This window comes from Rhodanobacter sp. C06 (assembly GCF_002001105.1).
Classification (GTDB): Bacteria; Pseudomonadota; Gammaproteobacteria; order Xanthomonadales; family Rhodanobacteraceae; genus Rhodanobacter_A.
On record NZ_MUNP01000036.1, the window covers coordinates 42,781 to 68,587 of the forward strand.

A 25,807-nucleotide genomic window follows, 5' to 3' on the forward strand; every position below is an offset into this window, starting at 1 on the left:
GCGCGCGCTCAATGCACCTCGACCACCACCAGCCCCTGCGGCGGGATGTCGAGGCCGAGCTTGCCGTCATGCAGCGCAACCGACTCGGGCGCCGCCATCCGGCCGGCCGCACGCAGCTGCCGGATCTGCTCGCGCGAGGGAAAGGCCGGGCGGCCCATCTTGTCGAACGTGGCGATCACGTTGCCGTGCGCCTCGTCCAGCCGCCACACCTGCGCCTTGGCGTTCGCCGGCAGCGACGACAGGTCGAGCTCGAAGTGCTTCACCTCGCCCTTCGGCTGGCCCACCGTGTAGCTGGCGGTATCGCCCACCGGCGGCGCGTAGTTCCACAGCGCCAGCACCAGCGTGCCGTCGGCACGGCGGGTGGCGAGCGCGGAGTCGGAGTCCACCGGCAACCGCACGTCGCCCAGCTTGTGCAGCATCGCGAAGGCGTTGAAGGACGGTTTGGGGATGTTGTCCTCGGCAACCAGGCCGAAGCCGCCGTAGAACGGCGTGCGCACCACGCCCTGCTCCTCGAACACGTCGGAGAACGACCAGTAGCTCATCGCCTCCACCTTGCCGGCGCAGGCGCGGATGGTGTTCGCCAGCCACGGGCCCATGTACACCGTGTCGGTGACGTTGGGCAGGTTGGCGTAGGACGCGTTGAACTCGCTCATGATGAACGGCAGCTTCGGATAGGCCGAGGCCAGCACTTCCTTGTGCACCTTGTCCACCGCGCGGCACACCATGTCCTTGCGCGCGATGTTCTCGCTGGTGTGGAACACGTTGTCCGCGGTGTCGTCGCCGTAGACGTGGGTGCTGACGAAGTCCACCGGCACGTTCGCCTCGTGCACGTGCTTGAGGAAATCGGCGACCTCCGCCGCCTGCGCCGTGGCCGGCCCGCCCACGCGCAGGCGCGGACTCACGGACTTCAGCGCACGCGCGGTGTGGTCGTACAGCGTGTAGTACGTGGCCATCTTGGGATTGCCGGCCCAGAAGCCGATGTTCGGCTCGTTCCACACCTCGAAGTACCACTTCGACACCTCGGCGATGCCGTAGCGCGCGATCAGGTGCTGCGCGAAGGCGCGGATCATGCCGTCCCACAGCGCGTAGTCCTTCGGCGGCGCGACGTTGGGGTGGTACCAGAAATCCTGCAGCGCCTTCGGATCGGAACTCAGGTCCTTCGGCATGAAGCCCAGCTCCACGAACGGGCGCACGCCGCGCGCCAGCAGGCCGTCGTAGATCTGGTCCACGTAGGAGAAGTTGTAGACCGGCTGATCGCTCGCCGCGGACTTGTCGGCAGCGTTGTAGAACACCTTGTCGGCCTTGCCCAGCTGGAACAGGCCCACGTCGTCGTCGAGGATGCCGTGGAAGCGCACGTAGCCGAAACCGGTCGCCTGCTTCACCTCCACGAGATCCTTGCGGTAGTCGTCGCGCAACGCCAGCGATGCGCGGCCGGAGCCGAACATCTCTTCCCAGAAGTGCGGGAACGGGGTGCCCGGCGCCTCCGCGTCGACATGGACACGTACGCCGTCGCCCGCGGCGGGCGCCGCCTGCGCCGCACCCAGCGCGAACAGGCACGCGGCCAGCAGGCCCAGCGCGACCCGCCACGGCATCGGTTTCGTCTTCATCGGCTCGTCTCCTTCGTGCATGTCGTTCGACGATTCATGCCTCGCCCAGCGCCTCGCCGTGGCTCGCGATCACGCGCGCGTAGAGTTTCGCACTGGCCTTGGGCGTGCGCCGCTGCGTGGCGAAGTCGACGTGGTACAGCCCGAAGCGCTTGGCGTAGCCCAGCGACCATTCCAGGTTGTCCAGCAGCGACCACGCGTAATAGCCGCGCAGGTCGACGCCAGCCTCGATCGCGCGATGCGCAGCCTCGAGGTGCCGCCGCAGGTAGTCCGTGCGCAGCGGGTCGTCCAGCACCTCGCCCTCGACCACCGGCGGGTCGTAGAAGGCGGCGCCGTTCTCGGTGATGTAGAGCGGGATGTCGCCGTAGCGCCGACGGAAACCGGTCAGCATGTCGACGAGGCCTTGTTCGTACACTTCCCAGCCGGTCTCGGTATGGGTGCGATGGGGCTGGTGCACCGGCGCGGCGCGCAGCGGCAGCGCATCCGTGTCGTGCCGCACCACCGCGCGCGTGTAGTAGTTGAGCCCGACAAAGTCGACCGGCTGTCGCGTGAGCCGGAAATCGTCCGCGGGGAAATCCGGCCATGCCTCGCCGTACACCTCGCGCAGTTCGGGCGGATAGCTGCCGAGCAGCGCCGGATCGGCGAACTGCAGGTTCATGTAGGCGTCCGCGCGACGCGTCGCGGCGAGATCGTCCGCGCTGTCGGAAGCCGGGTACTTGGGCTCGATGTTGAATACCACGCCGATCGCGTGCCGGCCGTGCGCACGATAGGCCTGGATGCCCGCGCCGCTGGCGCGCATCAGGTTGTGCGCGGCGATCGGCGCCTCGTAAAGGTTGCGGTGGCCCGGCGCCAGCGCGCCGCGCAGGTAACCGCCATCGACCACCACCCACGGCTCGTTGAGCGTGGTCCACTGCGGCACGCGGTCGTCCAGCGCCGAGAACATGATCGCGGCGTATTCGGCGAACCAGTGCGCGCTGTCGCGGTTTAGCCAGCCGCCGCGGTCGTCCAGCGCGGCCGGCAGGTCCCAGTGGAACAGCGTGACGTTCGGCGCGATGCCGTTTTCCAGCAGCTCGTCGACCAGCCGCGAGTAGAAGTCCAAACCCTGCGCGTTGACCCGTCCGGTGCCCTGGGGCAGCACGCGCGCCCAGTTCACGCTGAAGCGGTAGCTCTGCAGGCCCAGCGCGCGCATCAGCCGCACGTCGTCCCGGTAGCGGCGGTAGTGGTCGCAGGCCACGTCGCCGTGGTCGCCGTTCGCCATCATCCCCGGCGTGTGCGCGAAGCGCTGCCAGATGCTGGGGCCGGCGCCGTCCGCCAGCGGCGACCCCTCGATCTGGTAGGCGGAGGTGGCCGCGCCCCACAGGAAGCCGTCCGGAAAGCGGAAACGCGGGTTCATGGGTTCGCGGACTCTCGAATGCCGCACTGCGGCTTGATGTAATCGATTACATTCCGAGAATAGCCGAACGCCGTCGCGGGATGCACGCACTTTTCCGCGACGACGACCACCGTGCCGCGACCACCACCAGAGAGCACGCAACGCCGATGGCCATCGTCAGTCTCGACCACGTGCGCAAGGTCTATCCCAACGGGCATGCCGCCGTCGCCGGCGCCAGCTTTGATGTCGGCGATGGCGAACTGCTGGTGCTGGTCGGCCCCTCCGGCTGCGGCAAGACCACCTTGCTGCGCATGATCGCGGGGCTGGAAAGCATCGACGCCGGCACGCTGCGCATCGGCGGGCGCGTGGTGAACGAAGTGCCGCCCAAGGATCGCGACATCGCGATGGTGTTCCAGAACTACGCGCTCTACCCGCACATGACGGTGGCCGAGAACCTGGGCTTCGGCCTGCGCCTGCGCGGCACGCCGCGCGCGGAAATCGCGCAGCGCGTGGCCGAGGTGGCGCGCCTGCTGGAACTGGAGCAACGGCTGGATGCCCGCCCCGCCGCGTTGTCCGGCGGTCAACGCCAGCGCGTGGCGCTGGGCCGCGCAATGGTGCGCCAGCCCGCGGTGTTCCTGCTCGACGAGCCGCTGTCCAACCTCGACGCGCGCCTGCGCCTGGCGATGCGCGTGGAGATCGCGCGGCTGCACCGCCGCTTCGGCACCACCACGGTCTACGTCACCCACGACCAGATCGAGGCGATGACGCTGGGCCAGCGCATCGTGGTGTTCGACCGCGGCGTGATCCAGCAGGTCGACACGCCGATGCACCTGTACGATCGCCCCGCCAACCTGTTCGTCGCCGGCTTCCTCGGCAGCCCTGCGATGAACCTGCTGCGTGGCACGCTGCACATGGACGACGGCCTCGCCCTGGCCACCGCGGGCGGCACGATACGGCTCGGCACGCCGCCGCAGATGGATGCGCTCGCCGACTGGCGCGATCGCGAGGTGGTGCTCGGGTTGCGCCCGGAAGACTTGCATCCGCTCGCGGCCGGCGATCCGGCGATCGCACTGGAGGCGCGGCTGGAGGTGCTGGAGCCGGTGGGCAACGAGGTCATCCTCAACCTGAGGCACGGAGATTCTGCGCTGGTCGCGCGCGCACCACCGGGCATTGCGTGCACCGTCGGTGAAACGGTGCGATTGGGTGTCGCCGCGCAGCGGCTGCATTTCTTCGATCCGCGCGATGGAGCGCGTATCGGCTGAGACGCGGCTACCTATTGGCGCGTGCTTGCAGTGGGCGTTTCTTGTTTTGCGAAACCGCAAAAGACAAAGCGGTTTCGAGCGCCTGCCGGCGCCCGAGTCACTTTTCTCTGCGTGGCCAGAGAAAAGTAACCAAAAGAGAGGCCACCCCGATGGCGCGCCCTCTGGGCATCCTGCCCTGCGGGTGCGCGGGCGGGTTACGGGGTTTTTCGACGGCACCTCCGTGTGCCGGCGAAAAACTGGCCGGCCTCCTGCCGGCCATCCTGCGGACTTTCCTTCACCCACCCGCCGCGCCATAGGGGCCCCGGGTAGAGCAGCGCGCTCCCGGCGCGCACTTTCAGAAAAGCCGAAATGCCGCGAACTCGCGGCGCTCTTGCTTCTGGCGCGCACGATGCGCACCCGCTTTTCCGGGGTCCCCTCGGCGACGGTGAGGCGTGGACGATCAGGCCGCGCAGCGGGCGAGCCCACGGATGGGCTCGCCTTTTCGCGCGGGCAGGAGCCCGCTCGAAAAGACCGGCCACGGCTCACGGACTTTCCGTCCATGGATGGACGGAAAGCGTCGCCGCGGGGTGCCGTTTCTCTTTGGCTACTTTCTCTTTTGGCATGCAAAGAGAAAGTAGCTCGGGCGCCAACAGGCGCACGAAACCGCTTTGAAACTTGCGAACAAGCAGAAGCCAAAGCCCCCCTCACCCCAACCCTCTCCCCCAACAATGAAGCTGTTGGGGGAGAGGGAAAGCTGTGGGACCTCGCCAGCGGGCGAGAGAGGGTTTGCAGCCCGCGCCGCATGCCGGAACTCATCCCTTCACGCTCCCCATCAACAACCCATCCAGGTAATGCCGCTGCATGGAAAGAAACAGCACCAGCACCGGCAGCACGGTGAGCACCGAGCCGGCCATCATCTGCTCGGTGCCTTCCGTGTGCTCGCGCGCCAGCGAAGCCAGCCCCAGCGGCAACGTGTAGTGGCCTTGCCCGGTGAGCTCGATCAGCGGCCACATGAAGTCGTTCCACGCGGTGAGGAAGGTGAGGATCGCCAGCGTCGCCACCACCGGCCGCAGCAGCGGCAACACGACGCAGACGAAGATGCGCAGCTCGCTCGCGCCGTCGATGCGCGCCGCCTCCAGCAGTTCGTCGGGCAAGCCGCGTGCGTACTGGCGCACCAGGAAGATGCCGAGCACCGTCGCCATGCCGGGCAGCACCACGCCGGCGTAGCTGTCCACCAGGCCCGTGTACTTGAACATCAGGAACAGCGGCAGCATCGCTACCTGCGCCGGTATCACCAGCAGGCCGAGCAGCATTCGGAACAGCCGCTCGCGGCCCGCGAAACGCAGCTTGGCGAAGGCGTAACCCGCCAGCAGGTTGCAGGCCAGCGACAGCAGCGTGATCGCACCGGAAATGAGCAGGCTGTTGAGCAGGTAGCGCCACATGCCGGCATGCCCGAACAGCTGCCGGTAGTTGTCCAGCGTAGGGTTCGCCGGCCACAGCGGTGGCGGCAGCGCATTGGACGTGCCGGGCGGCATGAACGATACGGCGAGCATCCACGCCAGCGGAAACAGCGCCACCAGCGCGCCGCCCAGCAGCAGGCCATTGACGAGCGCCTTCGCCAGCCGCGGGTTCACGCCGCCTCTCCTGCCTGCTCCCTGGACGACAACCGCAGCATCGCCGCGGTCACCGCGAACATCACCAGGAACAGCACGAAGGCCTCCGCCGAGGCGACGCCGAGGTTCCACCACTGGAAGCCGTCCTCGTACATCAGGTACAGCACGCTGGTGGTGCTTTCCAGCGGGCCGCCCTCGGTCATCACGTAGGGCTCGGCGAACAGCTGGAAATAACCCGACACGGTGAGGATGGCCACCATCAGCAGGGTCGGCCCCAGCAGCGGCAGGCTGACGTGGCGGAACTGCCGCCACGCCGAGGCGCCGTCGATGCGCGCCGCCTCGTACAGCTCGACGGGGATCGCCTGCAGCCCGGCGAGCAGGATGATCATGTTGTAGCCGAAGTTCTTCCACACCGCGAACAGGATGATCGTGGGCATCGCCCAGTGCGGATCACCCAGCCAGTCCACCGGGTGGATGCCGAGCATGCCGAGCAGATGGTTGGCCCAGCCGTACCTGGTGTTGAACAGGTAGCGCCACACCACCGCCATCGCCACCGCGGTGGTCACCACCGGCGCGAACAGCGCGGTGCGGAAGAACGCCTTGCAGCGCGCCAGCCGCGAATGCAGCAGCAATGCCGCGCCCAGCGAGGCGGCCAGCGACAGCGGCACGCCCACCGCCACGAAATAGAACGTGTGCCCCAGCGCCGCCCAGAACGCCGGCCGGTGCAGCAGCGCCCAGTAGTTGCCCAGCGCCACGAAGCGCAGGTTGTGCAGGTCGGCCAGCGCGTAGAGGTCGTAGTCGGTGAAGCTCAGCACGAGTGCGCCGAGCACCGGGATCAGGAAGAACACGCCCAGCACCAGCAACGCGGGGGCGAGGAACAGCCAGGCGGCGCGGCGCGCGCTCATGCACGTCGCTCCGTGCCGAAACCGATGCCGCAGTCGCATGGAGAGCAACCCCATCCCGACCCTCCCTTGCGCGCAGGGGAGAGAGAAAGAGCGGGCGCGGGCTTCATCGGCAAGTTCATCGCTTCGCCTCCGCGCGGTCGAGCAGCCAGCGCCGCTTGGCCAGGATGCGGTCGGCCTGGCGATCCATCTCGGCCGCGGCCTGGTCCACCGTCAGCTCGCCGGCCACGGCGCGCGCGGCAACCTGCTGCATCATCACAGCAATGCGTTCCCACTCGGGCACGGCCGGCGTGGGCTTCACGCGTTCGAGCTGGTCGCGGAAGGCTCGCGCCTGCACATCGTCGCGCAGCAGCGGGCTGTCCCAGCTGCTGCGCCGGGGCGGCATGTCGCCAGTGAGCCGGTAGAAGCGCTGCTGCACCTCGGGCTGCGACAGGTATTCGATCAGCGCCCACGCCGCGCGCCGCCGCTTCGACGCGCGGAACACCACCAGGCTGGCCCCGCCCGCGAGCCCGGCGCCGGGACCGTCCGGCCCTGGCAGCGGCGCGGTGGACCAGTCGGCCTGCTCGGCTGCCGGCAGGCGCTTGCGGAACTCGCCGATGTTCCACGGCCCCGACAGGTAGAACGCGTAGGTCCCGCGGCCGAATTCCTCCCACGGATTGCTCACCTCCACATTGGTGACCACCGGCGCCTGCCGCAGGCGGAACGTATCCACGTAGAACGTCAGGGCGCGCTCGAAACCGGCGCTTTCGAAGTTGCCGTAGCGGTCGCCGTCGCGCAGCAGCGGATCGGGCTGCTGCAACGCCAGCGACAGCAGCTGCTCGTACTCGTTGGTCGGCAGAAGGATGCCGTAGACCTTGCGTTCGGGATGGCTGAGCGCGGCCAGCATGCGCCGCCACCCGGCCCAGTCGCGCGGCGGCGCGTCGAAGCCGGCCTGTTTCAGCAGGTCGCTGCGGTAGAACAGCAAGCGCGTGTCCACGTACCACGGGATGCCGTACAACTGGCCGTCGCTGACATTGGTCGCCCAGATGCTGGCGAAGTAGTCCGACGACGTGACATTCGCCGAGTCAGCTACGTGCCGCTGCAGCGGCGCCAGCGCGTGCAGCGCCACCAGTTCCGGCAGCCAGGTGTTGCCGAGTTGCGCCATGTCCGGCGTGGTGCCGCCTGCGATCGCGGTAAGCAGCTTCTGGTGCGCCGCGCTCAGCGGCAGCTGCTGCACTTCGACCTGGATGTCCGGATGCGTGCGCTCGAAGTCCGGCAGCAGCTGGGCGACAGCCTCCCCCTCCGGCCCGAAGGTCCAGAACACCAGGGCGTCGGTGCGCTTGCCCGCGCAACCCGCAAGGCACAGCACCGCCACGATGACCACCCATCGCAACCACGCACCGCGCCTTGCACCCATGCCCATGCGCGTCGCCTCAGTTCCGCTCCAGCCAACCACCGGTGAAGCCGGCGCGCTGCAGGCCGCGGCGGATGTAGGGGTTCTTCTTCATGACCTTCCACACCAGTCCGCTGCGCCAGTTCTCGATCATCAGCAGGATCGGCCCCTGGTCGATGCCCAGCTGCTGGTTGTCGGCCCAGCCGAAACCGGGATAGGTGTTGCCGGCCGTCGGCGTGCCGTGGAAGCTGAGGTTGAAGGCATCGACGAAACCGTAGCGGTCGTAGATGTACTTGCCGTAGCGCTGCTTCATCGCCATCAGCGCGGGCAGCACGACGGACGGCGCGAACGCGATCGAGCCGCCGGCCGCGGTGGGCGCGATGGTGCCGTCGTCGTTGATCTCGTCCAGCCCGGCGCCGCGCGCCATGTAGGCGCTGAAGCGGCGCACGCCCTGCGGCGAACTCACGGTCACGTCGCCCGGGCCATCGCTGGCAGTCAATCCCCACACCTCGGCGCCGTAACCCGTCCAGTGGCCGGGATTGGCGATCGCATACGCGCGCTGCGCCAGGGTCGCCAGCCGGCCGTTCTGTGCGTAATCCAAGTCGTGCGCGCGGCCCCAGGCGTCGCGGATGCCACGGAAATCCACCCAGGCCTCGGTGTACTGGTGGCCGAACAGCGGCGCGAAGTTGAGGAAGCTGTAGCCCTGGAACGTGCCCCAGTCGCGCGGATAGGTCGCGCACCAGGCCGCCCAGGCGTCGGCGGCCACCGGATGCGTGGGCGAACCCAGCGCGAGCAGGTAGACCAGCTTGCCTTCGTCGTAGCCCTGCCAGTCGGCATCGATGAACTTGCCGCCCGGCGTCCAGCCCATGCTGATCAGCGGCTTGCGCACCTGCATCCACGGCCAGTCGACGGCGCGGTAGAGTTGGTCGGCGAGCCGGCGGATCTCTTTCTCCGGCGGCGTGTCGCGGTCGTAATAACTCTGCGCGAACAGCACGCCGCCCATCAGCAAGGTGGTGTCCACGCTGGACAGTTCCACCGACCGCTCGTAACGCAGCCCGGTGCGCATGTCGAGGAAGTGGTAGAAGAAGCCGTGGTAGCCCGAGGTGTCGTCCTCGCCGCCGTTCTGCGGCGCGGCGGCGAGGTAGCGCAGTGTGGTCAGCGTGCGCTCCACCGCCTGCGCGCGGCTGATGTAGCCGCGCTCCACGCCGACGCCATAGGCGGTCAGGCCGAAGCCGATCGCGGCGATCGAGGAGAAGGTGTGGTTCGGCCACGAATCCGGCACCAGGCCGGTGTACGGGTCCGCACTTTGCCAGAACCAGTCGAAGGTGCGGTGTTCGAGATCATCGACGAAGGCCTGCTGGTCGGGCGCCAGCTTCTGGTAGGTCAGGGTGTCGGGTTGCGATGGCGCGATGGTCTGGTCTGCGCGCAGCGGCGTTCCGGCAACCAGCACCGCAAGGGCGACGGCGGCAAGGACGTGCAGGCGGCGCCATTTGAATGGGGACATCGGAACCTCGTGTCGATCGGGGAGCGTGGAGCGCGCGGCGCCACGCCGGCACCACGGTTTCGCTCAGGCCATTTCCTTCGCCGGCGCCGGGCAGACCCGGTCGATGAAGGCCTGGTGCATGGGCATCGCTTCGACGCAGGTGTTCACCACCTGGCCCACGCTGGCCATGAAGCCGGCGAGGTCGCGCTCCGGCATCTGGTCCACCAGCGGGTGGTAGCCACGCGGCATGATGCGCTGGCCCAGCATCACCTGCACCCAGCTCGGCGTGGAGAACATCTCCTCGCCGTCGCGGTAGAAACGCCCGCTGTCGCGGAACAGGCGGATGTACTCGTCGAGCTGCACCGGAATCGACATGGTGCGGCAATAGTTCCAGAACGGCGTGTCATCGCGTTCGGTGGCGTGGTAATGCAGGATCAGGAAGTCGCGGATGCGCTCGTATTCGAAGCGCGAACGCGCGTTGTAGCGGTCGACCAGCACCGGGCTGAAGTCGCGCTGCGGAAACATCTCCAGCAGGCGCGCGATGCCGGACTGGATCATGTAGATGCTGGTGGACTCCAGCGGCTCCAGGAAGCCGGCGGCCAGGCCCAGCGCGACCACGTTGCGGTTCCACGCCTGCTTGCGCATGCCGGTGGTGAAGCGCAGCCGGTGCGGTTCGCCCAGCGGGGCGCCGTCCAGGTTCGCCAGCAGCAAGGCGGTGGCCTCGTCGTCGCTCATGTGCGTGCTGCAGTACACGTGGCCGTTGCCGGTGCGATGCTGCAGCGGGATGCGCCACTGCCAGCCGGCCGGCCGCGCGGTGGCGCGCGTGTACGGCGTGGGCGGACTCGTCCGCTCGCAGCCCACCGCGATCGCGCGGTCGCAGGGCAGCCAGTGCGAGCAGTCGTCGAAGCCGGTGTGCAGCGCCTGTTCGATCAGCAGGCCGCGGAAGCCGGAGCAGTCGATGAACAGGTCGCCCTCGATGCGCTCGCCGCTCTCGAGATGCAGCGCCGCCACGAAGCCGTCGTCCGGCCGCAGCTCGACGCGGGCGATCTTTCCCTCGCTGCGCCGCACGCCGCGCTGTTCGGCATAGCGGCGCAGGAAGCGCGCGTACAGGCCCGCGTCGAAATGGTAGGCATAGGCGATGTTCGCCAGCGGCGAGTCCTTCGGCACGTCGGTGGCGGATGGCATGAACTTGCCGCGCGGCGCCGCCACGGTATTGATCGAGTAGGCGCCGATGTCCTCGGCCACGCCGCGCTGCCGGGCCTTGATCCAGAACTGGTGGAACGGCAGCAGGCTGATGTCGTGGCCGATGCTGCCGAAGCCGTGGATGTAGCTGTCGCCCAGCCGCGCCCAGTCGTTGAACTGCACGCCGAGCTTGAACGTGCCGCTGGTGTTGCGGATGAACTCGACGTCGTCGATGCCGAGCAGGTCGTTGAACAGCTTGAGGTGCGGCACGGTGCCTTCGCCCACGCGCACCGTGCCGATCTCTTCCGACTCCACCAGCCGGATCGAGCAATCGCCGCCCAGCACCTTGGCGAACGCCGCGGCGGCCATCCAGCCGGCGGTACCGCCGCCGGCGATGACGATGTGCTTGATGCGCAGGTCGGTCATGGGCGTCTCGACGACAGGGAATGAGCCAACGGGGCAGCCGGGGCGCGCGAGGCGCCCCGGCCGGCCGTCAGAAGCTTATGCCCATCGAGAGCTTGACCGTGCGTGGATACCCCGTGATGTCGCCGGTGGGGTTGTAGGTCACGACAGGGTTGTAGCTGCCGTTCGATCCCCAGTTCTCCAGGTAGCCGACGTAGTTGTTCCAGTTGAACGCGTTGATCAAGTCGAAGCGCACGTAGGCGTTGAGGTTGCCGTAGATCTTGAAGTTCTTCGTGGCCTGGAAGTCCAGGTCGCGGTAGCCGAAGATCTTGCCGCCGATCAGGAAGCGCCCGTTGCCCGGCGGTGCGACCGCCGCCGAACGGCAGCCGCTGCCGGCCACGCCGCCGCTGTCCACGTTGGAGGCCGGCGCCCCGAAGCAGGCGAGGTTGAGGTCGGGGATCGGCGTGGCCAAGGTCAGCTTGGCGCCCAGCGTGAAGCCCCACGGGCCATCCAGCGTGCCGGTCATCACCAAGCGGTGCTTGGACACGCCGGACGAGGTGAACGGATAATTGCCGATCCATTCGTAGTCGAACGCGTACTGGTCGGTGGGATCGGCGTTGTCGTTGTTCTGTTCCGTGTCCGAGTAGGTGTAGGCGATCGTCGCGCCCCAGTGCGATTCCTTGGTGTATGGCTTCTCGGCCGACAGCAGCAGCTGTTTGGTGCGCGTCTCCAGCCCGTTGTTGCCAATGATCAGGCTGCCGAAACCGGGAATGCCGTTGCCCCAGGGCTGGCTGCCACCCTGCCAGAAGCTGCCATCCGGATAACGGTTGCCCAGCGTGTACACCAGGCCGTTGTGGCTGGCGATGTAGGCCAGCGTCGCGCTGGTGTTCCAGTCGCCTATCTGGTTTCGCATGCCGATGCTGAACTGGTCGGAATACGGCGCCTTGAGGTTGTTGGTAACCAGGTCGACTTCTTTGCCAGTGTTGCTGCCGGCCACCAAGCCCTGCAGGGTCGGGATGCTGAGGTAGGCCGGGTTCCACGCGTAGCAGCTGTTCACACCGACCGTGCACGGCACGTCGGGCGTGTTGAACATGATCGTGGGTTGCGACAGCGACTGCTTGGTCTGCTCCACCTGCAGCGACTCGTACAGGTCGCGGTCGAAGGAGCGGCCAACGCCGCCGAAGACCACGTGCCGCTGGTCGCCGTTGATGTCGTAGGAGAAGCCGAAGCGCGGCTGCCACTCGCCCGTCTTCGCGTGGCGGTTGTGGCCGGTACTGATGTAGTCGTTGATGTTCACCCCGCCCAGCGCCAGCGTCTGCGCGTAGGTCTGGCCGGCCGGCGCGTTCGGGTCCTGCATGCCGAAGGCCGCCACCACGTTCGCGGGGGTCACGTAGTCGAGATAGGAGGGCGTCTTCTCGTAGTCCCAGCGCACGCCGAGGTTCAAGGTCAGGTGGTCGTCCACCGCCCAGTCGTCCTGGATGTAGAGGCCGAGCTGCTTGTCCGAGCTGTTGGCCACCGGGCTGATGCCGGGCGTGGGCGCGCCGAACTGCACCTGGTACGGGATCGCCTCCGTGCCGGCGGGCGTCACCGCGTAGTTGAACAGCGCGTTGGAATCGCCCGCATCCTGCGCGGTGAGCTTCACGGCCTTGTACTTGAAGCCCATCTTGATGACGTGGTCGCCGTTCCACTGCAGGTCGTTGAAGGTGAGGTCGTCCTGGATCGCCGGGCCTTTCTGGCCCTTGTTCTGCTGGGCCAGCGGCGAGTTGCCGGTCTGCAGGATGGTGGTGTTCAGCTGCGCTCCGGTGAGCGTATAGCTGCTGCCCGCGCCGCGGACGATCGGCGTGGGCGTGAAGAACGCATCCTCGTAGGTCACCTGCAACCGGTTGAACCAGCTGTAGGCGCTGTGATCCCAGCGGAGGTCGAAGCGCTTGTCGGTGTTGATCGTGTTGAGCCCCGCCGTGGCGGTAGTCACGCCGCCGAGGCCGCTGATGGAGGTCTCGTGGCGATACTTGCCGCTCAGCTCGAAGCGGTCGTGCTCGGTGGGCTCGAAGTCGATCTTGCCGAACCAGTCGTTTTCCTTGAACGGCAGGCTCGCCGGTCCGATCTGCGACTGCACGTCGGCTGGCAGGAAGGCGGTGACGCCGGTGACGCCGGGCACCACGGTGGTGGGGCTGTCGAATTCCTTGCCCTCGTAGGTGATGAAGAAGTGCGCCATGTCCTTCACGATCGGGCCGCCCACATCGAAGCCGTAGTCCTTCTCGTGTGACTGCGTCTTGTCGTGGGCAGCCTGCTCCGAAGGCGTCATCGCGCGCAGGCGGGTGTTGGTGAAGTTGCCGAACACGTCGCCGTGGAACTCGTTGGTGCCGGACTTGGTCTCGGCGGTCACCGCGGCACTGGAGATCTGGTCGTACTCCGCCTTGTAGTTGGAGGTGATGACCTTGTACGAACCGATCGCCAGCTGCGGGAACGGGTTGCCCTGGCTGGCGTTCTGGCCGGTGAGGCCGCCCGGCAGCACGTAGTTCTTCTGGCCGACGCCGTCGATGTAGACGTTGATGTTGCTGCTGGCCTGGGCGCCGGAACGCAGGCTGGTGTTGCCGTTGGCGTCGCGCGTGAAGACCATGCCGGGCACGATGTCCGCGAACTCCAGGAAGTTGCGCGAGGCCGCCGGCAGCGCCTGGATGTCGCGCAGCGAGACGATGTTGCCAACCTCCGAGGTGGTCACGTCCGGCAGGGTCGACGCGGATACCGTCACGCCGCCCAGCGTCTTGGTGCCGGCCGGCGCCGCCGCCACCGGTGCGGCGGCACCCAGGTCGATCGTGCCGGTCGAGGCCACCGACAGCGTGACGGTCTTCTGGGTGCCCGCGCCCGCATCCACCTGGTAGGTGCCCGGCCGCAGGCCGACCAGCGCGAAGCTGCCGTCCTTGCTCGAACGGGTGACGCGCACCGCGCCGGTGTCCACGTTCCTGGCGGTGACCGTGGCTTCGGGTGGCGCATGCCCGCGCAAGGTGGAATCCGCCGACTGGGCCAGGACGATGCCCGGCGCCGCGGCAACCATCGCCATGGCGACGGCGGCCGGCAGCAACCGCTTCTTGAAAGGCTTCTGACTGCTCATGGTCTCCCCTCCAATGCCGTCATCGACTCGACGAACGGCGTGATTTCGTGGTTGTGGTTGTGGTTGTGGTGGTTGCGGCCCCGCCCCGATGTGCCCCGCAGGAATCGCGCACGACGATGTCGCAGCCGAGCGTGTGCACCGATGCCGCGGACGACCCGGGGCGATCCATCAGGTCGGCCAGCAAATCCATGGCGTTCTTGCCCAGTTCCGCGATGCGCACGCGCACCGTGCTGAGCGGCGGCGTGACGTAGCGCGCGATCGGGATGTCGTCGAAACCGGCCAGGGCGATGTCGCCCGGCACGGCCAGGCCGGCTTCCTTGAAGGCTTGCAGGCAGCCCACGGCCATCATGTCGTTGGCGGCGAACACGGCCTGCGGGCGCGTCTTGCCCGCCAGCAGTTCGCGTGCGGCCAGATAGCCGGATGACTCGCTGAAGTTGCCCGAGACGATCCGCAGCGGCTCGCCCGGCGCCAGCTTGGCCATCGCGGCGCGGAAGCCCGCCTCGCGCTGGCGGGCGTCGTAGTTGTCCTTCGGCCCGCTGACGAAGGCGATGCGCGCATGCCCGAGCCCGACCAGGTGGCGCACCATGGCGTAGGTGCCGGCGAAGTTGTCGATGTTCAGCACGGCGGCGGCGCCGCTCTTCACGTCGCTGTTGAGCAGCACGCTGGGCAGGCCTTCCGGCAGGTTTGCCTCGAGGAAATCCGCATCCACGCCCGGCGAGGACAGGATCACGATGCCGTCCACGCGGCCCTGCATCGCGCGCAGCGCCGCGGCCGCATCCTCCGCGCCGTCGTGCGAGCTGGAAACCAGCAGGTGCAGGCCGTGCGAACGCGCCTCCAGGTCGATGCCGCGGATCAGTTCGGAGAAGAATTCGCCATGCAGGTCCGGCAGGAGCGCTCCGATGGTGTGGGTGCGCCGGGTGATCAGGCTGCGCGCGGCGCCGTGCGGCACGTAACGCAGGCGGGAGGCGACCTCGCGGATGCGCTGCTCGGTCGCCGCGGTCACGCCGCCGTTGCCGTTGAGCGCACGCGACACCGAGGCCACGGAGACCTTCGCTTCGCGCGCCACGTCCTTGATCGTTATCGTCACTGCGCTCCCCCACGGAGTCGGCCCGATGGCGGGCGAGCGCAACGTAAACGTTTTCATCGCGGCTTGTAAAGTGCCACCGCGACCAGACCTGCACTGCAGCGCGGCAAAGCCGGACCCCATGCCACGACCCACCCAGGCGGAATGACGGCAACATGCTGCCGCCGGCCAGCCGGTCGATTTGCAGCACCGCAGCAAAGCCGGCACGACAACGACGCCATCGCCGCGCCGATGCACGACATGGCGGCGAGTCCGCGGGCGTCGCGATCGCCGTCAAATCCGCCTCCGATGGGTCATCGGCACGGACGCGCACCGTGTCCAAGGCCACGCCAGTGACTGGACGCCCGCGCATCGTTCGGACGTCCAGCCGTCCAGATTGCCAAATCCGAAAGCCACGAAAAGATTTCACTAGAAACTGTTGACACGTTCCGACAGGCTGCCGTACTGTCGACGACATGCCGCAGCGCAACAGCCACCGCAGCTACACCGAAACGATCCGTCCCGCGACGGTCGCCGGCCTGCTGCAGCTTCGCGGCACGCTCCTTCTTGCCCTTGTACTCGTACTCCTTATTACCAACGGAGGTGCGGGCTGAGGGCATGTGTCCAGGTAGCTAGAAAACGAACCTGAAAACACCCGAAGAACCCCGCACCAGAAATGGAGCGGGGTTTTTTGTTGCCCGAAAGCCCGTCCCGCAACGGAGCCAGCGATGAAAAACCCGCAACACGACGAGCAGAACGAGGCCGGCGACGTAGCCGCCGAACACGTGCGCATCTTCGACACCACCTTGCGCGACGGCGAGCAGACGCCCGGTTTCTCGATGGACCGGGGCGCCAAGCTGCGCATGGCGCAAATGCTCGAAACGCTGGGCGTGGATGTGCTCGAAGCGGGCTTCCCGCAGGCCTCGCCTGACGATTTTGCTGCGGTCGCACAGATCGCCGGCGCGCTGCGGAACACCACCGCCTGCGCGCTGGCGCGCTGCGTGCCGGGCGACATCGACAGCGCCGGCCGCGCGCTGGAGCAGGCGCAGCGCTCGCGCATCCACGTGTTCCTCTCCACCAGCCCGCTGCACCGCGAGCACAAGCTGGGCATGAGCAAGCAGCAGGTGCTGGACGCGGCGGTCGCCGGCGTCGAGCGTGCGATGAAGCTGGCGCACGAGGTGGAATTCTCGGCCGAGGACGCGATGCGCACCGAGCCGGAATTCCTGGCCCAGGTGTTCTCCGCCGCCGCCGCCGCGGGCGCCAGCACGCTGAATGCGCCGGACACGGTGGGCTACATGACGCCGAGCGAGATCGCCGAGCGCTTCGCCTGGCTGATCGCGAACGTGCAGCGCGGCCAGCACGTGGTGTTCTCCAGCCACTGCCACAACGACCTGGGCCTGGCGGTGGCGAACAGCCTCGCCGCGGTCAGCGCCGGCGCGCGCCAGGTGGAATGCACGGTCAACGGCATCGGCGAGCGCGCCGGCAACGCCGCGCTGGAAGAGATCGTGATGGCGATGAAAGTGCGCGGCGCCTGGTTCGGCACCGACACCCGCATCGATACGAAGAAACTCCACCCCGCCTCGCGCCTGCTCAGCGAGCTCACCGGCCAGAACGTGCAGCGCAACAAGGCGATCGTGGGCGAGAACGCGTTCGCGCACGAGTCGGGCATCCATCAGCACGGCATGCTGAAGCACCGCGGCACCTACGAAATCATGCGTCCCGAGGACGTCGGGCTGGCCGAGACGAAGCTGGTGCTGGGCAAGCACTCCGGCCGCGCCGCGCTGCGCCAGCGGCTGGAAACGCTGGGCCACGCGCCGGACGACGCGGCGATGGACGAGATCTTCGTCCGCTTCAAGGCGCTGGCCGACAAGAAGCGCGAGATCCACGACGACGACCTGGACGCGCTGGCGCGCGGCCGCGACCCCGATGCCGCCGGCCCGTGGCGGCTGACTCGACTCGACACCAGCGCGCATCTGGGCGCGGGCGCCTCCGCCTCGGTGAAGCTGCGCCACGACGACGGTCGCGAAGTGGCCGAGGCCGCGCTGGGCGACGGCCCGGTGGACGCGGTGCTGCGCGCGATGGAGCGCGCCACCGACACCACGCTGCAGCTGACCCGTTTCCAGGTGCAGGCGGTGGGCGAAGGCGGCGACGCGCAGGGCGAAGCCCGCCTCGCCGCACAGCACGACGGTCGCGCCTGGAACGGCCACGCCGTCAGCACCGACATCGTCGAGGCCGCGGCGCAGGCCGCGCTGGCCATCGTCAACCGCATCGCGCAGCAGCAGAACACGACTTCCACCCCATCCCCACGCAGCACCAAGACCCTGGGAGCCTCCCGATGAACACGCCCTTCCTCTGGCACAACGGCCGCATCAAGCCGTGGAGCGAAGCCAACGTCCATGTCAGCACGCACGCCCTGCACTACGGCTCCTCGGTGTTCGAGGGCGAGCGCGTCTACGCCACGCCGAATGGCCCCGCCTATTTCCGCCTCGCCGATCACACGCGCCGGCTGTTCGAATCGGCCAGGGTGTACGAGATCGACGTCGGCTACGGCGAGGCCGAGATCGACGCGGCCTGCCATGAGGTGATCCGCGCGAACGGGCTGCAGTCCGCTTACGTGCGCCCGATCGTGTTCCGTGGCGCCGGCGGCCTGGGCGTGCTGGCGAAGCCCGGCGCACCGGTGGACGTGGCGATCATGGCGATGGAATGGGGCGCGTATCTCGGCGACGCCGCCGAACGCGGCGCCGACGTGTGCGTGTCCTCGTGGCACCGCCCCGCGCCGAACACCATCCCGAGCTGGGCCAAGGCCGGCGGCAATTACCTGAGCAGCCAGCTGATCGGCATGGAAGCGCGCCGCGGCGGCTACGACGAGGGCATCGCGCTGGGCGTGAACGGCATGCTCTCCGAGGGCGCGGGCGAGAACCTGTTCCTGGTGAAGCGCGGCAAGCTGCTCACTCCGCCGTCCAGCGCCGGCATCCTCGCCGGCATCACCCGCGACAGCGTGCTCGCGCTGGCCGCCGACCTGGGCATCGCGGTGGAGGAGCGCGACCTGCCGCGGGAAGCCCTTTACACGGCGGACGAGGTGTTCATGACCGGCACCGCCGCCGAGATCACCCCCGTGCGCTCGGTGGATCGCAAGCCGGTCGGCAACGGCAAACCCGGCGAGATCACCCGCGCACTGCGCGGGGCCTTCTTCGGCCTGTTCGACGGCCGTACGGCCGACAAGTGGGGCTGGCTGGATGTGGTCGACGCCACGCATTCCGGACAAGCCAGCGTCGCCTCGGCGCTTGATTTTCGCGCTCATGGACGAGCGCAGGAAATGACTCTGGAGGCTTCCGCATGACGGCCGCACGCACGCTGTTCGAGAAAATCTGGGACGCCCACGTGGTGGCGCCCGAAAGCACCGACACCCCGGCGATCCTGTACGTCGACCTGCACCTGGCGCACGAGGTCACCTCGCCGCAAGCCTTCGATGAACTGCGTTCGCGCGGCTTGAAGCTGCGCCGCCCCGACCGCACGCTGGCCACGCTGGACCACTCCACCCCCACCCTGCCGGCGAACGCGGACGGCACGCGCCCCTACGCGAACGCCGAGGCGCAGGCGCAGGTGGCTCAGCTGGAAACGAACTGCCGCGAGTTCGGCGTCGAGCTGCACGGCTGGGACAGCGCCGAGCGCGGCATCGTGCACGTGATCGGCCCGGAGCTGGGCGCCACCCGGCCGGGCATGACCATCGTCTGCGGCGACAGCCACACCTCCACGCATGGTGCGTTCGGCGCACTGGCTTTCGGCATCGGCACCACCGAGGTAGGCCACGTGATGGCCACGCAATGCCTGCTGCAGCGCAAACCGAAGACGCTGGCGATCCACGTGGACGGCGCACTGCCTGCCGGCGTGGGCGCAAAAGACCTGATCCTGCACATCATCGGCACCATCGGCGTGGACGGCGGCACCGGTCACGTGATCGAGTACCGCGGCGCGGCCATCGAAAAGCTGTCGATGGAAGAGCGCATGACGGTGTGCAACATGTCGATCGAAGCCGGCGCCCGCGCGGGCTTGATCGCACCGGACGAAACCACGTTCGCTTGGCTGCAGGGTCGCCCGCGCGTGCCGCAGGGCGACGCATGGGGCCGCGCGGTGGCGCAGTGGCGCACGCTGAAGACCGACGACGGCGCGCAGTACGACCGCGAAGTGCGCATCGATGCCGGCACGGTGAAACCCACCGTCACCTACGGCACCCACCCCGGCATGGCGATCGCGATGGACGCGCCGGTGCCCGCCGCGCGCAATGCGATGGAACAGCGCGCGCTGGACTACATGCAGAGCCGCGCCGGCCAGCCCATGCAGGGCTCCAAGGTGGACGTGGTGTTCGTCGGCAGCTGCACCAACTCGCGCCTGTCCGACCTGCGTGAAGCGGCCGGTGTGCTGCGCGGCCACCGCGTCGCCGAAGGCGTGCGCATGCTGGTGGTGCCCGGCTCCGAGGCGGTGCGCCGCGATGCCGAGGCGGAAGGCCTGCACGAGGTATTCCGCGCCGCCGGTGCCGAGTGGCGCGTGCCCGGCTGCTCGATGTGCATCGCGATGAACGGCGACCTGGCGCAGCCGGGACAACTCGTGGTCTCCACCTCCAACCGCAACTTCGAGGGTCGCCAGGGCAAGGGCGCACGCACCGTGCTGGCCAGCCCGGCCACCGCCGCGGCTTCCGCCGTCGCCGGCGTCATTGCCGATCCGCGCGAATACCTGGTGGAGGTAGCGGCATGAGCGCTCGCGTTTTTCTCCCTCTCCCCTTTGGGGAGAGGGCTGGGGTGAGGGGTCGCTCTTGCAACGCCCTCGCATCGGAGCGCGCTTCGATGCACATCACCGCGAGCACCCGCCCCTCACCTCAATCCTCTCCCCAAAGGGGAGAGGAGGCGAACGCAACCAGCGAGGAATTTCATTAATGCGCCCCGTCACCCGCCTCCATTCGCGCACCGCCGTGCTGCCGGACGAGAACATCGACACCGACCGCATCATCCCGGCGCGCTTCCTCACCACCACCACGCGCACGGGCCTGGGCAAGCTGTGCTTCCACGACTGGCGCTATTTGCCCGACGGCAGCGACAACCCCGCCTTCCCGCTGAACCGGCCGGAAGCGAAGGGCTGCGCCATCGTGGTGGCGGGGCGCAACTTCGGCTGCGGTTCCTCGCGCGAGCACGCGCCGTGGGCGCTGCTGGACTACGGCATCCACGCGGTGCTGTGCAGCGAGATCGCGGACATCTTCCGCAACAACGCGTTGAAAAACGGCCTGCTCGCGATCGTGGTTTCCGCCGCCGAGCACCAGTGGCTGCTGGCGAACCCGGGCATCGAGCTGAGCATCGACGTGCAAGGACAGTACGTCGTCCTGCCCGACGGCGGCCGCATCGGCTTCGAACTGGAGCCGTTCGCGCGCCATTGCCTGCTGGAAGGCGTCGACCAGCTCGGCTTCCTGCAGCAGCACGCGGATGCGATCACTCATTACGAACAACAGGAGAAGGCTGCATGAAGGCACGCATCGTCACCCTGCCCGGCGACGGCGTCGGCCCGGAAGTCACCGCCGCCGCGGTCGCCGTGCTGGAAGCGGTTGCCACGCACTTCGACCATGAGTTCGCGTTCGACGAGCAGCTGGTCGGCGGTGCCGCGATCGACGCCACCGGCGAGCCGCTGCCCGCCGCCACGCTGGCCGCCTGCCAGGCCGCTGACGCGGTGCTGCTGGGCGCGGTGGGCGGGCCGAAGTGGTCCGATCCGAATGCGAAGGTGCGCCCGGAACAAGGCCTGCTCGGCCTGCGCGCCGCGCTGGGCGTGTACGCGAACCTGCGCCCGCTCACCGTGCATCCCGCGCTGGCCGCGCTGTCGCCGCTGAAGGACGAGAAGCTGAAGGACGTCGACGTGCTGTTCGTGCGCGAACTGACTGGCGGCGCCTACTTCGGCGCGAAGACCAGGACCGCCGACACCGCCACCGACGAGTGCAAGTACACCGTCGCCGAAGTCGAACGTGTCGCCCGCCGCGCCTTCGAGCTGGCGCGCGGCCGGCGCCGCCACGTCACCTCGGTGGACAAGGCGAACGTGCTGGAGACCTCGCGGCTGTGGCGGCGCACCGTCAACCGCGTGGCCGCCGACTACCCCGACGTGACGCTGGAGCACCAGCTGGTCGACTCGATGGCGATGCTGCTGCTGACCCGGCCGGCCAGCTACGACGTGGTGGTCACCGAGAACCTGTTCGGCGACATCCTCACCGACGAGGCCGCCGCGATCGCCGGTTCGCTGGGCCTGCTGCCGTCGGCCTCGCTGGGCGAAGGCACCCCCTCATCCGACCCTTCGGGCCACCCCCGTTCGGAAGCGCTTCGAGGGCAGGCTCTTCCCCCGCCAGCGGGAGAAGGAAATCCGGTGCGGCCTGCGGCCGCCACTACCTGTATGGGCCTGTACGAACCAATCCACGGCTCCGCACCCGACATCGCGGGCAAGGGTGTGGCGAATCCCGTCGGCGCGATGCTGTCGGCCGCCCTGCTGCTGCGCCACTCGCTGCAGCTGGAAGCCGAAGCGCAAGCGGTGGAAGCCGCCGTCGACCACGTGCTGCAGCACGGCCCGCGCACTCGCGACATCGGCGGCCACGCCGGCACGCTCGAGGTGCGCGATGCCGTGTTGGCGGCACTGGAAGAGCACGTCAGCAACGAGCACGCCTTCTTCAGCGGAGCACGCTCATGCGGCTGAGCATGCATCCGCCCCGTCACGGCGGAGGCCATCGCGCCTTCGCCACCCTTGCCCTCCCCTGCGCGCCGTTCGCGGCGCCATTGGCGACGAACGCCCACTCCCCGGCGTGCTTTCGTCGCTGCCCCCTGTCCGACGCCACGGCGCGCGCAGGGGAGGCAATCCACTTCCGTTCCGCCAAGCCACGCAGCAACCCACCCGCACGCACTCGCGTCACCGTCAATCGAGGAGTCACCGCATGAGCAGCAACCCCACCCTCTCCGCATCCCGCATCGCCGTCCTGGGCTACGGCAGCCAGGGCCGCGCCCACGCCCTCAACCTGCGCGACTCCGGCCTCGACGTCGTGGTCGGCCTGCGCAAGGGCGGCCCCTCGTGGGAGAAGGCCAAGGCCGAAGGCTTCGCCGTGGCCGAGCCGGGCGAGGCGGTGAAGGGCGCCGACCTGGTCGCCGTGCTGACGCCCGACATGGTGCAGCCGAAGCTGTACACGGACGCGATCGAACCGAACATCAAGCCCGGTGCGGCGCTGCTGTTCGCGCACGGCTTCAACGTGCACTTCAAGCAGATCGATCCGCGCAAGGACATCGACGTGATCCTGGTGGCGCCGAAAGGCCCCGGCGCGCTGGTGCGCAGCGAATACGAGCGCGGTCGCGGCGTACCCTGCATCTGGGCCGTGCAGCAAGACGTCAGCGGCCACGCCGAGGCGAAAGCCAAGGCCTATGCCGACGGCATCGGCGGCACCCGCGCGATGCTCATCAAGACCGACTTCAAGGAAGAGACCGAGACGGATCTGTTCGGCGAACAGGCCGTGCTGTGCGGCGGCGCCAGCTCGCTGGTGCAGGCCGGCTTCGAAACCCTGGTGGAAGCCGGCTACCAGCCGGAGATCGCCTACTACGAGGTGCTGCACGAACTGAAGCTGATCGTCGACCTGTTCTACGAGGGCGGCATCACCCGGATGCTGGAGTTCGTCTCCGAGACCGCACAGTACGGCGACTACGTCAGCGGCCCGCGCGTGATCGACGCCGGCGTGAAGGCTCGCATGAAGGACGTGCTGACGGACATCCAGGACGGCACCTTCGCGAAGAACTGGATCGCCGAATACAACGCCGGCCTGCCGAACTACAAGAAGTACAAGCAGGCCGACCTCGACCATCCGGTCGAGCAGGTGGGCAAGCAGCTGCGTGCGCGCATGGCGTGGCTGCAGGCCGGCGCCGCGAAGGCGGCCGGCGAGCCGCTGAAGAAGGTCGGCTGACGCACACCGGGTCGCGCGTGCAGCACGCCGCGCGGCCCATTCCACTGACGCAACGAGAGCAGAACGAGGTTCGCCATGAAACGCTTCCATATCGCCCTGGCCGTCGCCGACCTGGACGCCTCCATCGCCGACTACAGCAAGCGCCTGGGCCAGCCGCCGCAGGCCTTGGTCTACGGCATCTACGCGATGTGGCGCACCGACAGCCTCAACTTCTCGATCCGCCAGCAACCCGAAAAGGCCGGCCGGATCTGCCAGCTCGGCTTCGAGGACGACGACGCGCAAGGCTTCAGCAGCGCCACCGACGTCAACGGCATTGCGTGGGAGCGCTTCTCCACGCTGGAGCAGGACTTGCAGATCATCGCCACCTTCGGTGTGCCGGTGCATCCGGCCGTCGAGCGCGACCTGATCCGCAATTGACGAACGCGGTTCGTCATCCCGGCGAAAGCCGGAATGACGACAAGGGAAAACCGGATGCCATCGCACACCCCATCCACCAGGAACCCCACGTGACGATTTCAGCGCAGACGGCACAGCCTGCCACCGCGATCGAACCGCACCCGCTCGCCGGCCTCGCCATGACTGGCGCGGAGGCGATCGTGCAGGTACTGGCCGACGAGGGCACGGGCGTGCTGTTCGGCTATTCCGGCGGCGCGATCCTGCCGGTGTACGACGCGGTGTTCCGCCATAACGCCGACCACGCCACGGCCGATGGCCGCGGTGCCGGTTCCGGCACCGGAATAAATCAGCGTGATCCCATGCCGCTGATCGTGCCCGCGAACGAGCAGGGCGCGGGCTTCATGGCCGCCGGCTACGCGCGCGCCTCCGGCAAGGTGGGCGTGGCCATCGTCACCTCCGGCCCCGGCGCCACCAACATGGTCACGCCGGTGCGCGACGCGATGGCCGACTCGATCCCGCTGGTAGTGATCTGCGGCCAGGTACCCACCACCGCGCTGGGCAGCGACGCGTTCCAGGAAGCGCCGGTGAGCAACATCATGGGCGCCTGCGCCAAGCACGTGTTCCTGGTCACCGACCCGGAACAGCTGGAAGCCACCGTGCGCACCGCGTTCGAGATCGCGCGCAGCGGCCGCCCGGGCCCGGTGGTGGTGGACGTGCCGAAGAACGTGCAGAACGCCACGCTGCGTTTCGACGGCGCCAGCCGCCTCGCCATCCCCGGCTACCGCGCGCGTTTGCGTGCGGTGGAAAGCGCGCGGCTGGACGACGAGGCCTGCGCCGCGTTCTTCGCTGCGCTGATGCAGGCGCGGCGCCCGCTGATCTACGCCGGTGGCGGTGTGGTCGCGGCGGAGGCGGCGGTGGCGCTGCGCGTGTTCGCCGACGCGTTCGGCCTGCCGGTCACCACCACCTTGATGGGCCTGGGCGCGTTCGACAGCACCGAACCGTTGGCGCTGCACATGCTGGGCATGCACGGCACCGCCTATGCGAACTACGCGGTGGAGGACTGCGACTTCGTGCTCGCGCTGGGCGCGCGCTTCGACGACCGTGTCGCCGGCGTGCCCGACAAGTTCGCGCCGCAGGCGAAGTTCATCGCGCAGGTCGACATCGACCCCGCCGAGATCGGCAAGGTGAAGGCGGTGGACTGGCAGCACGTGGGCCCGCTCGCCGCCGCGCTGGAACGCCTGACGGCATATGGCCGCGCGCGCGACCTGCAGCCGCAGCTGGCCGACTGGCAGGCCCACGTCGCCGCGCTGAAGTGCACGCATGCGATGGACTGGGACCGCGCCAGTCCCCTGATCCAGCCGCAGGCGGTGCTCGCCGCGATCAACCGCCACACCAAGGGCCGCGCCGTGGTCAGCACCGGCGTGGGCCAGCACCAGATGTGGGCGGCGCAGTACTTCGACTTCCGCGCGCCGCGGCAATGGCTCACCTCCGGCTCGATGGGCACGATGGGCTTCGGCCTGCCCGCGGCGATCGGCGCGCAGTTCGCGCGGCCCGACGCGCTGGTGCTCGACATCGACGGCGACGCCAGCATCCGCATGAACGTGGGCGAGCTGGAGACCGTCACCACCTACGGCCTGCCGCTGAAGGTCGTCGTGCTGAACAACAGCGGCGACGGCATGGTGCGGCAGTGGCAGAAGCTGTACTTCGGCCACCGCTTCGCCGCCTCGGACAAGAGCCTGCACAAGAAGGATTTCGTACTCGCCGCACAAGCCGACGGCTTCGGCTGGGCGCGCCGGCTGGACGACCCGGCACAACTTGAAGCCACCATCGCCGACTTCCTTGCCTGCGACGGGCCGGCCTTCCTCGAAGTGGTGATCGACCCCGACGCCGGCGTGTACCCGATGGTGGGGCCGGGCGCCAGCTACGCGCAGATGATCACGGGCAAGTTCATCGCTTCGCGCCATGCGGCACCAGCTGAGGCAAACGAGGTCCCATCCACGTCGATGTTCTGAAAACACCGTTCGCGCTGAGCGAAGCTTGCGCCAGCAAGCGCAGTCGAAGCGCCCTCGCGACAGCCCTTCGACTTCGGCCCTGCGGGCCTA

18 protein-coding genes are annotated in these 25,807 nt (G+C 68.4%); 9 read left to right on the forward strand and 9 right to left on the reverse strand.

All coding sequences use genetic code 11. The features are described from left to right. Positions 1 to 8: 8 nt before the first annotated feature. Together B0E52_RS04730 and B0E52_RS04735 are read right to left on the reverse strand one after the other, a co-directional pair. Positions 9 to 1,607 carry a glycosyl hydrolase family 39 gene (locus B0E52_RS04730; protein WP_077482236.1) on the reverse strand — a complete coding sequence of 533 codons (1,599 nt, stop codon included), beginning with the start codon at positions 1,605 to 1,607 and terminating at the stop codon, positions 9 to 11. 34 nt (positions 1,608 to 1,641) lie between these two features. After that, complete coding sequence (locus B0E52_RS04735) at positions 1,642 to 2,997, reverse strand: GH1 family beta-glucosidase (RefSeq protein WP_077482237.1); 1,356 nt, start codon at positions 2,995 to 2,997, stop codon at positions 1,642 to 1,644. A gap of 146 nt (positions 2,998 to 3,143) precedes the next feature. Here B0E52_RS04735 and ugpC point away from each other — a divergent pair, with 146 nt between their 5' ends. After that, positions 3,144 to 4,238 (forward strand): sn-glycerol-3-phosphate ABC transporter ATP-binding protein UgpC, encoded by a 1,095-nt coding sequence (gene ugpC / locus B0E52_RS04740; protein WP_077482310.1) that lies wholly within the window; start codon positions 3,144 to 3,146, stop codon positions 4,236 to 4,238. A 791-nt stretch (positions 4,239 to 5,029) separates the two neighbouring features. On the opposite strand, the gene B0E52_RS04745 is transcribed toward ugpC, so the two are convergent. The 7 genes from B0E52_RS04745 to B0E52_RS04775 form a co-directional block, all read right to left on the reverse strand. Beyond that, positions 5,030 to 5,851: a carbohydrate ABC transporter permease gene (locus B0E52_RS04745; protein WP_254426706.1), complete on the reverse strand. Its 822-nt coding sequence runs from the start codon at positions 5,849 to 5,851 to the stop codon at positions 5,030 to 5,032. Next, entirely contained in the window at positions 5,848 to 6,735 is an 888-nt protein-coding gene (locus B0E52_RS04750) for a sugar ABC transporter permease (protein WP_077482238.1), read from the reverse strand. The genes B0E52_RS04745 and B0E52_RS04750 overlap by 4 nt, the downstream gene beginning before the upstream one ends. Before the next feature lie 115 nt (positions 6,736 to 6,850). Next, positions 6,851 to 8,128, reverse strand: a complete 1,278-nt coding sequence (locus B0E52_RS04755; RefSeq protein WP_254426707.1) for a sugar ABC transporter substrate-binding protein — start codon at positions 8,126 to 8,128, stop codon at positions 6,851 to 6,853. 16 nt (positions 8,129 to 8,144) lie between these two features. Next, positions 8,145 to 9,608, reverse strand: a complete 1,464-nt coding sequence (locus B0E52_RS04760) for a glucoamylase family protein (RefSeq protein ID WP_077482240.1) — start codon at positions 9,606 to 9,608, stop codon at positions 8,145 to 8,147. A 63-nt stretch (positions 9,609 to 9,671) separates the two neighbouring features. Next, entirely contained in the window at positions 9,672 to 11,195 is a 1,524-nt protein-coding gene (locus tag B0E52_RS04765; RefSeq protein ID WP_077482241.1) for a tryptophan halogenase family protein, read from the reverse strand. A 67-nt stretch (positions 11,196 to 11,262) separates the two neighbouring features. Then, positions 11,263 to 14,283 carry a TonB-dependent receptor gene (locus B0E52_RS04770; protein ID WP_254426708.1) on the reverse strand — a complete coding sequence of 1,007 codons (3,021 nt, stop codon included), beginning with the start codon at positions 14,281 to 14,283 and terminating at the stop codon, positions 11,263 to 11,265. Between the two features lie 19 nt (positions 14,284 to 14,302). Beyond that, positions 14,303 to 15,370 carry a LacI family DNA-binding transcriptional regulator gene (locus B0E52_RS04775; RefSeq protein ID WP_343124493.1) on the reverse strand — a complete coding sequence of 356 codons (1,068 nt, stop codon included), beginning with the start codon at positions 15,368 to 15,370 and terminating at the stop codon, positions 14,303 to 14,305. A gap of 704 nt (positions 15,371 to 16,074) precedes the next feature. Between B0E52_RS04775 and B0E52_RS04780 the strand changes: the two genes are divergently transcribed. The 8 genes from B0E52_RS04780 (at position 16,075) to ilvB (ending at position 25,717) form a co-directional block, all read left to right on the forward strand. Beyond that, positions 16,075 to 17,685 (forward strand): 2-isopropylmalate synthase, encoded by a 1,611-nt coding sequence (locus B0E52_RS04780; protein WP_077482243.1) that lies wholly within the window; start codon positions 16,075 to 16,077, stop codon positions 17,683 to 17,685. Then, a complete protein-coding gene (locus tag B0E52_RS04785) occupies positions 17,682 to 18,686 on the forward strand; it encodes a branched-chain amino acid transaminase (protein ID WP_077482244.1) in 1,005 nt (334 codons plus the stop codon). Before B0E52_RS04780 ends, B0E52_RS04785 begins: the two co-directional genes overlap by 4 nt. After that, complete coding sequence (gene leuC / locus B0E52_RS04790) at positions 18,683 to 20,098, forward strand: 3-isopropylmalate dehydratase large subunit (protein ID WP_077482245.1); 1,416 nt, start codon at positions 18,683 to 18,685, stop codon at positions 20,096 to 20,098. Before B0E52_RS04785 ends, leuC begins: the two co-directional genes overlap by 4 nt. Positions 20,099 to 20,276: 178 nt before the next feature. After that, positions 20,277 to 20,858, forward strand: coding sequence for a 3-isopropylmalate dehydratase small subunit (leuD, locus tag B0E52_RS04795; protein WP_077482246.1), 582 nt, complete (start codon positions 20,277 to 20,279; stop codon positions 20,856 to 20,858). After that, positions 20,855 to 22,063, forward strand: coding sequence for a 3-isopropylmalate dehydrogenase (gene leuB / locus B0E52_RS04800; protein WP_077482247.1), 1,209 nt, complete (start codon positions 20,855 to 20,857; stop codon positions 22,061 to 22,063). The genes leuD and leuB overlap by 4 nt, the downstream gene beginning before the upstream one ends. 235 nt (positions 22,064 to 22,298) lie before the next feature. Next, complete coding sequence (gene ilvC, locus B0E52_RS04805; RefSeq protein WP_077482248.1) at positions 22,299 to 23,309, forward strand: ketol-acid reductoisomerase; 1,011 nt, start codon at positions 22,299 to 22,301, stop codon at positions 23,307 to 23,309. Between the two features lie 75 nt (positions 23,310 to 23,384). After that, on the forward strand, positions 23,385 to 23,726 hold the full coding sequence (locus tag B0E52_RS04810) for a hypothetical protein (protein WP_077482249.1): 342 nt from the start codon (positions 23,385 to 23,387) through the stop codon (positions 23,724 to 23,726). 158 nt (positions 23,727 to 23,884) lie between these two features. Then, complete coding sequence (gene ilvB / locus B0E52_RS04815; protein ID WP_139351589.1) at positions 23,885 to 25,717, forward strand: biosynthetic-type acetolactate synthase large subunit; 1,833 nt, start codon at positions 23,885 to 23,887, stop codon at positions 25,715 to 25,717. The last annotated feature ends 90 nt before the right edge of the window (positions 25,718 to 25,807 follow it).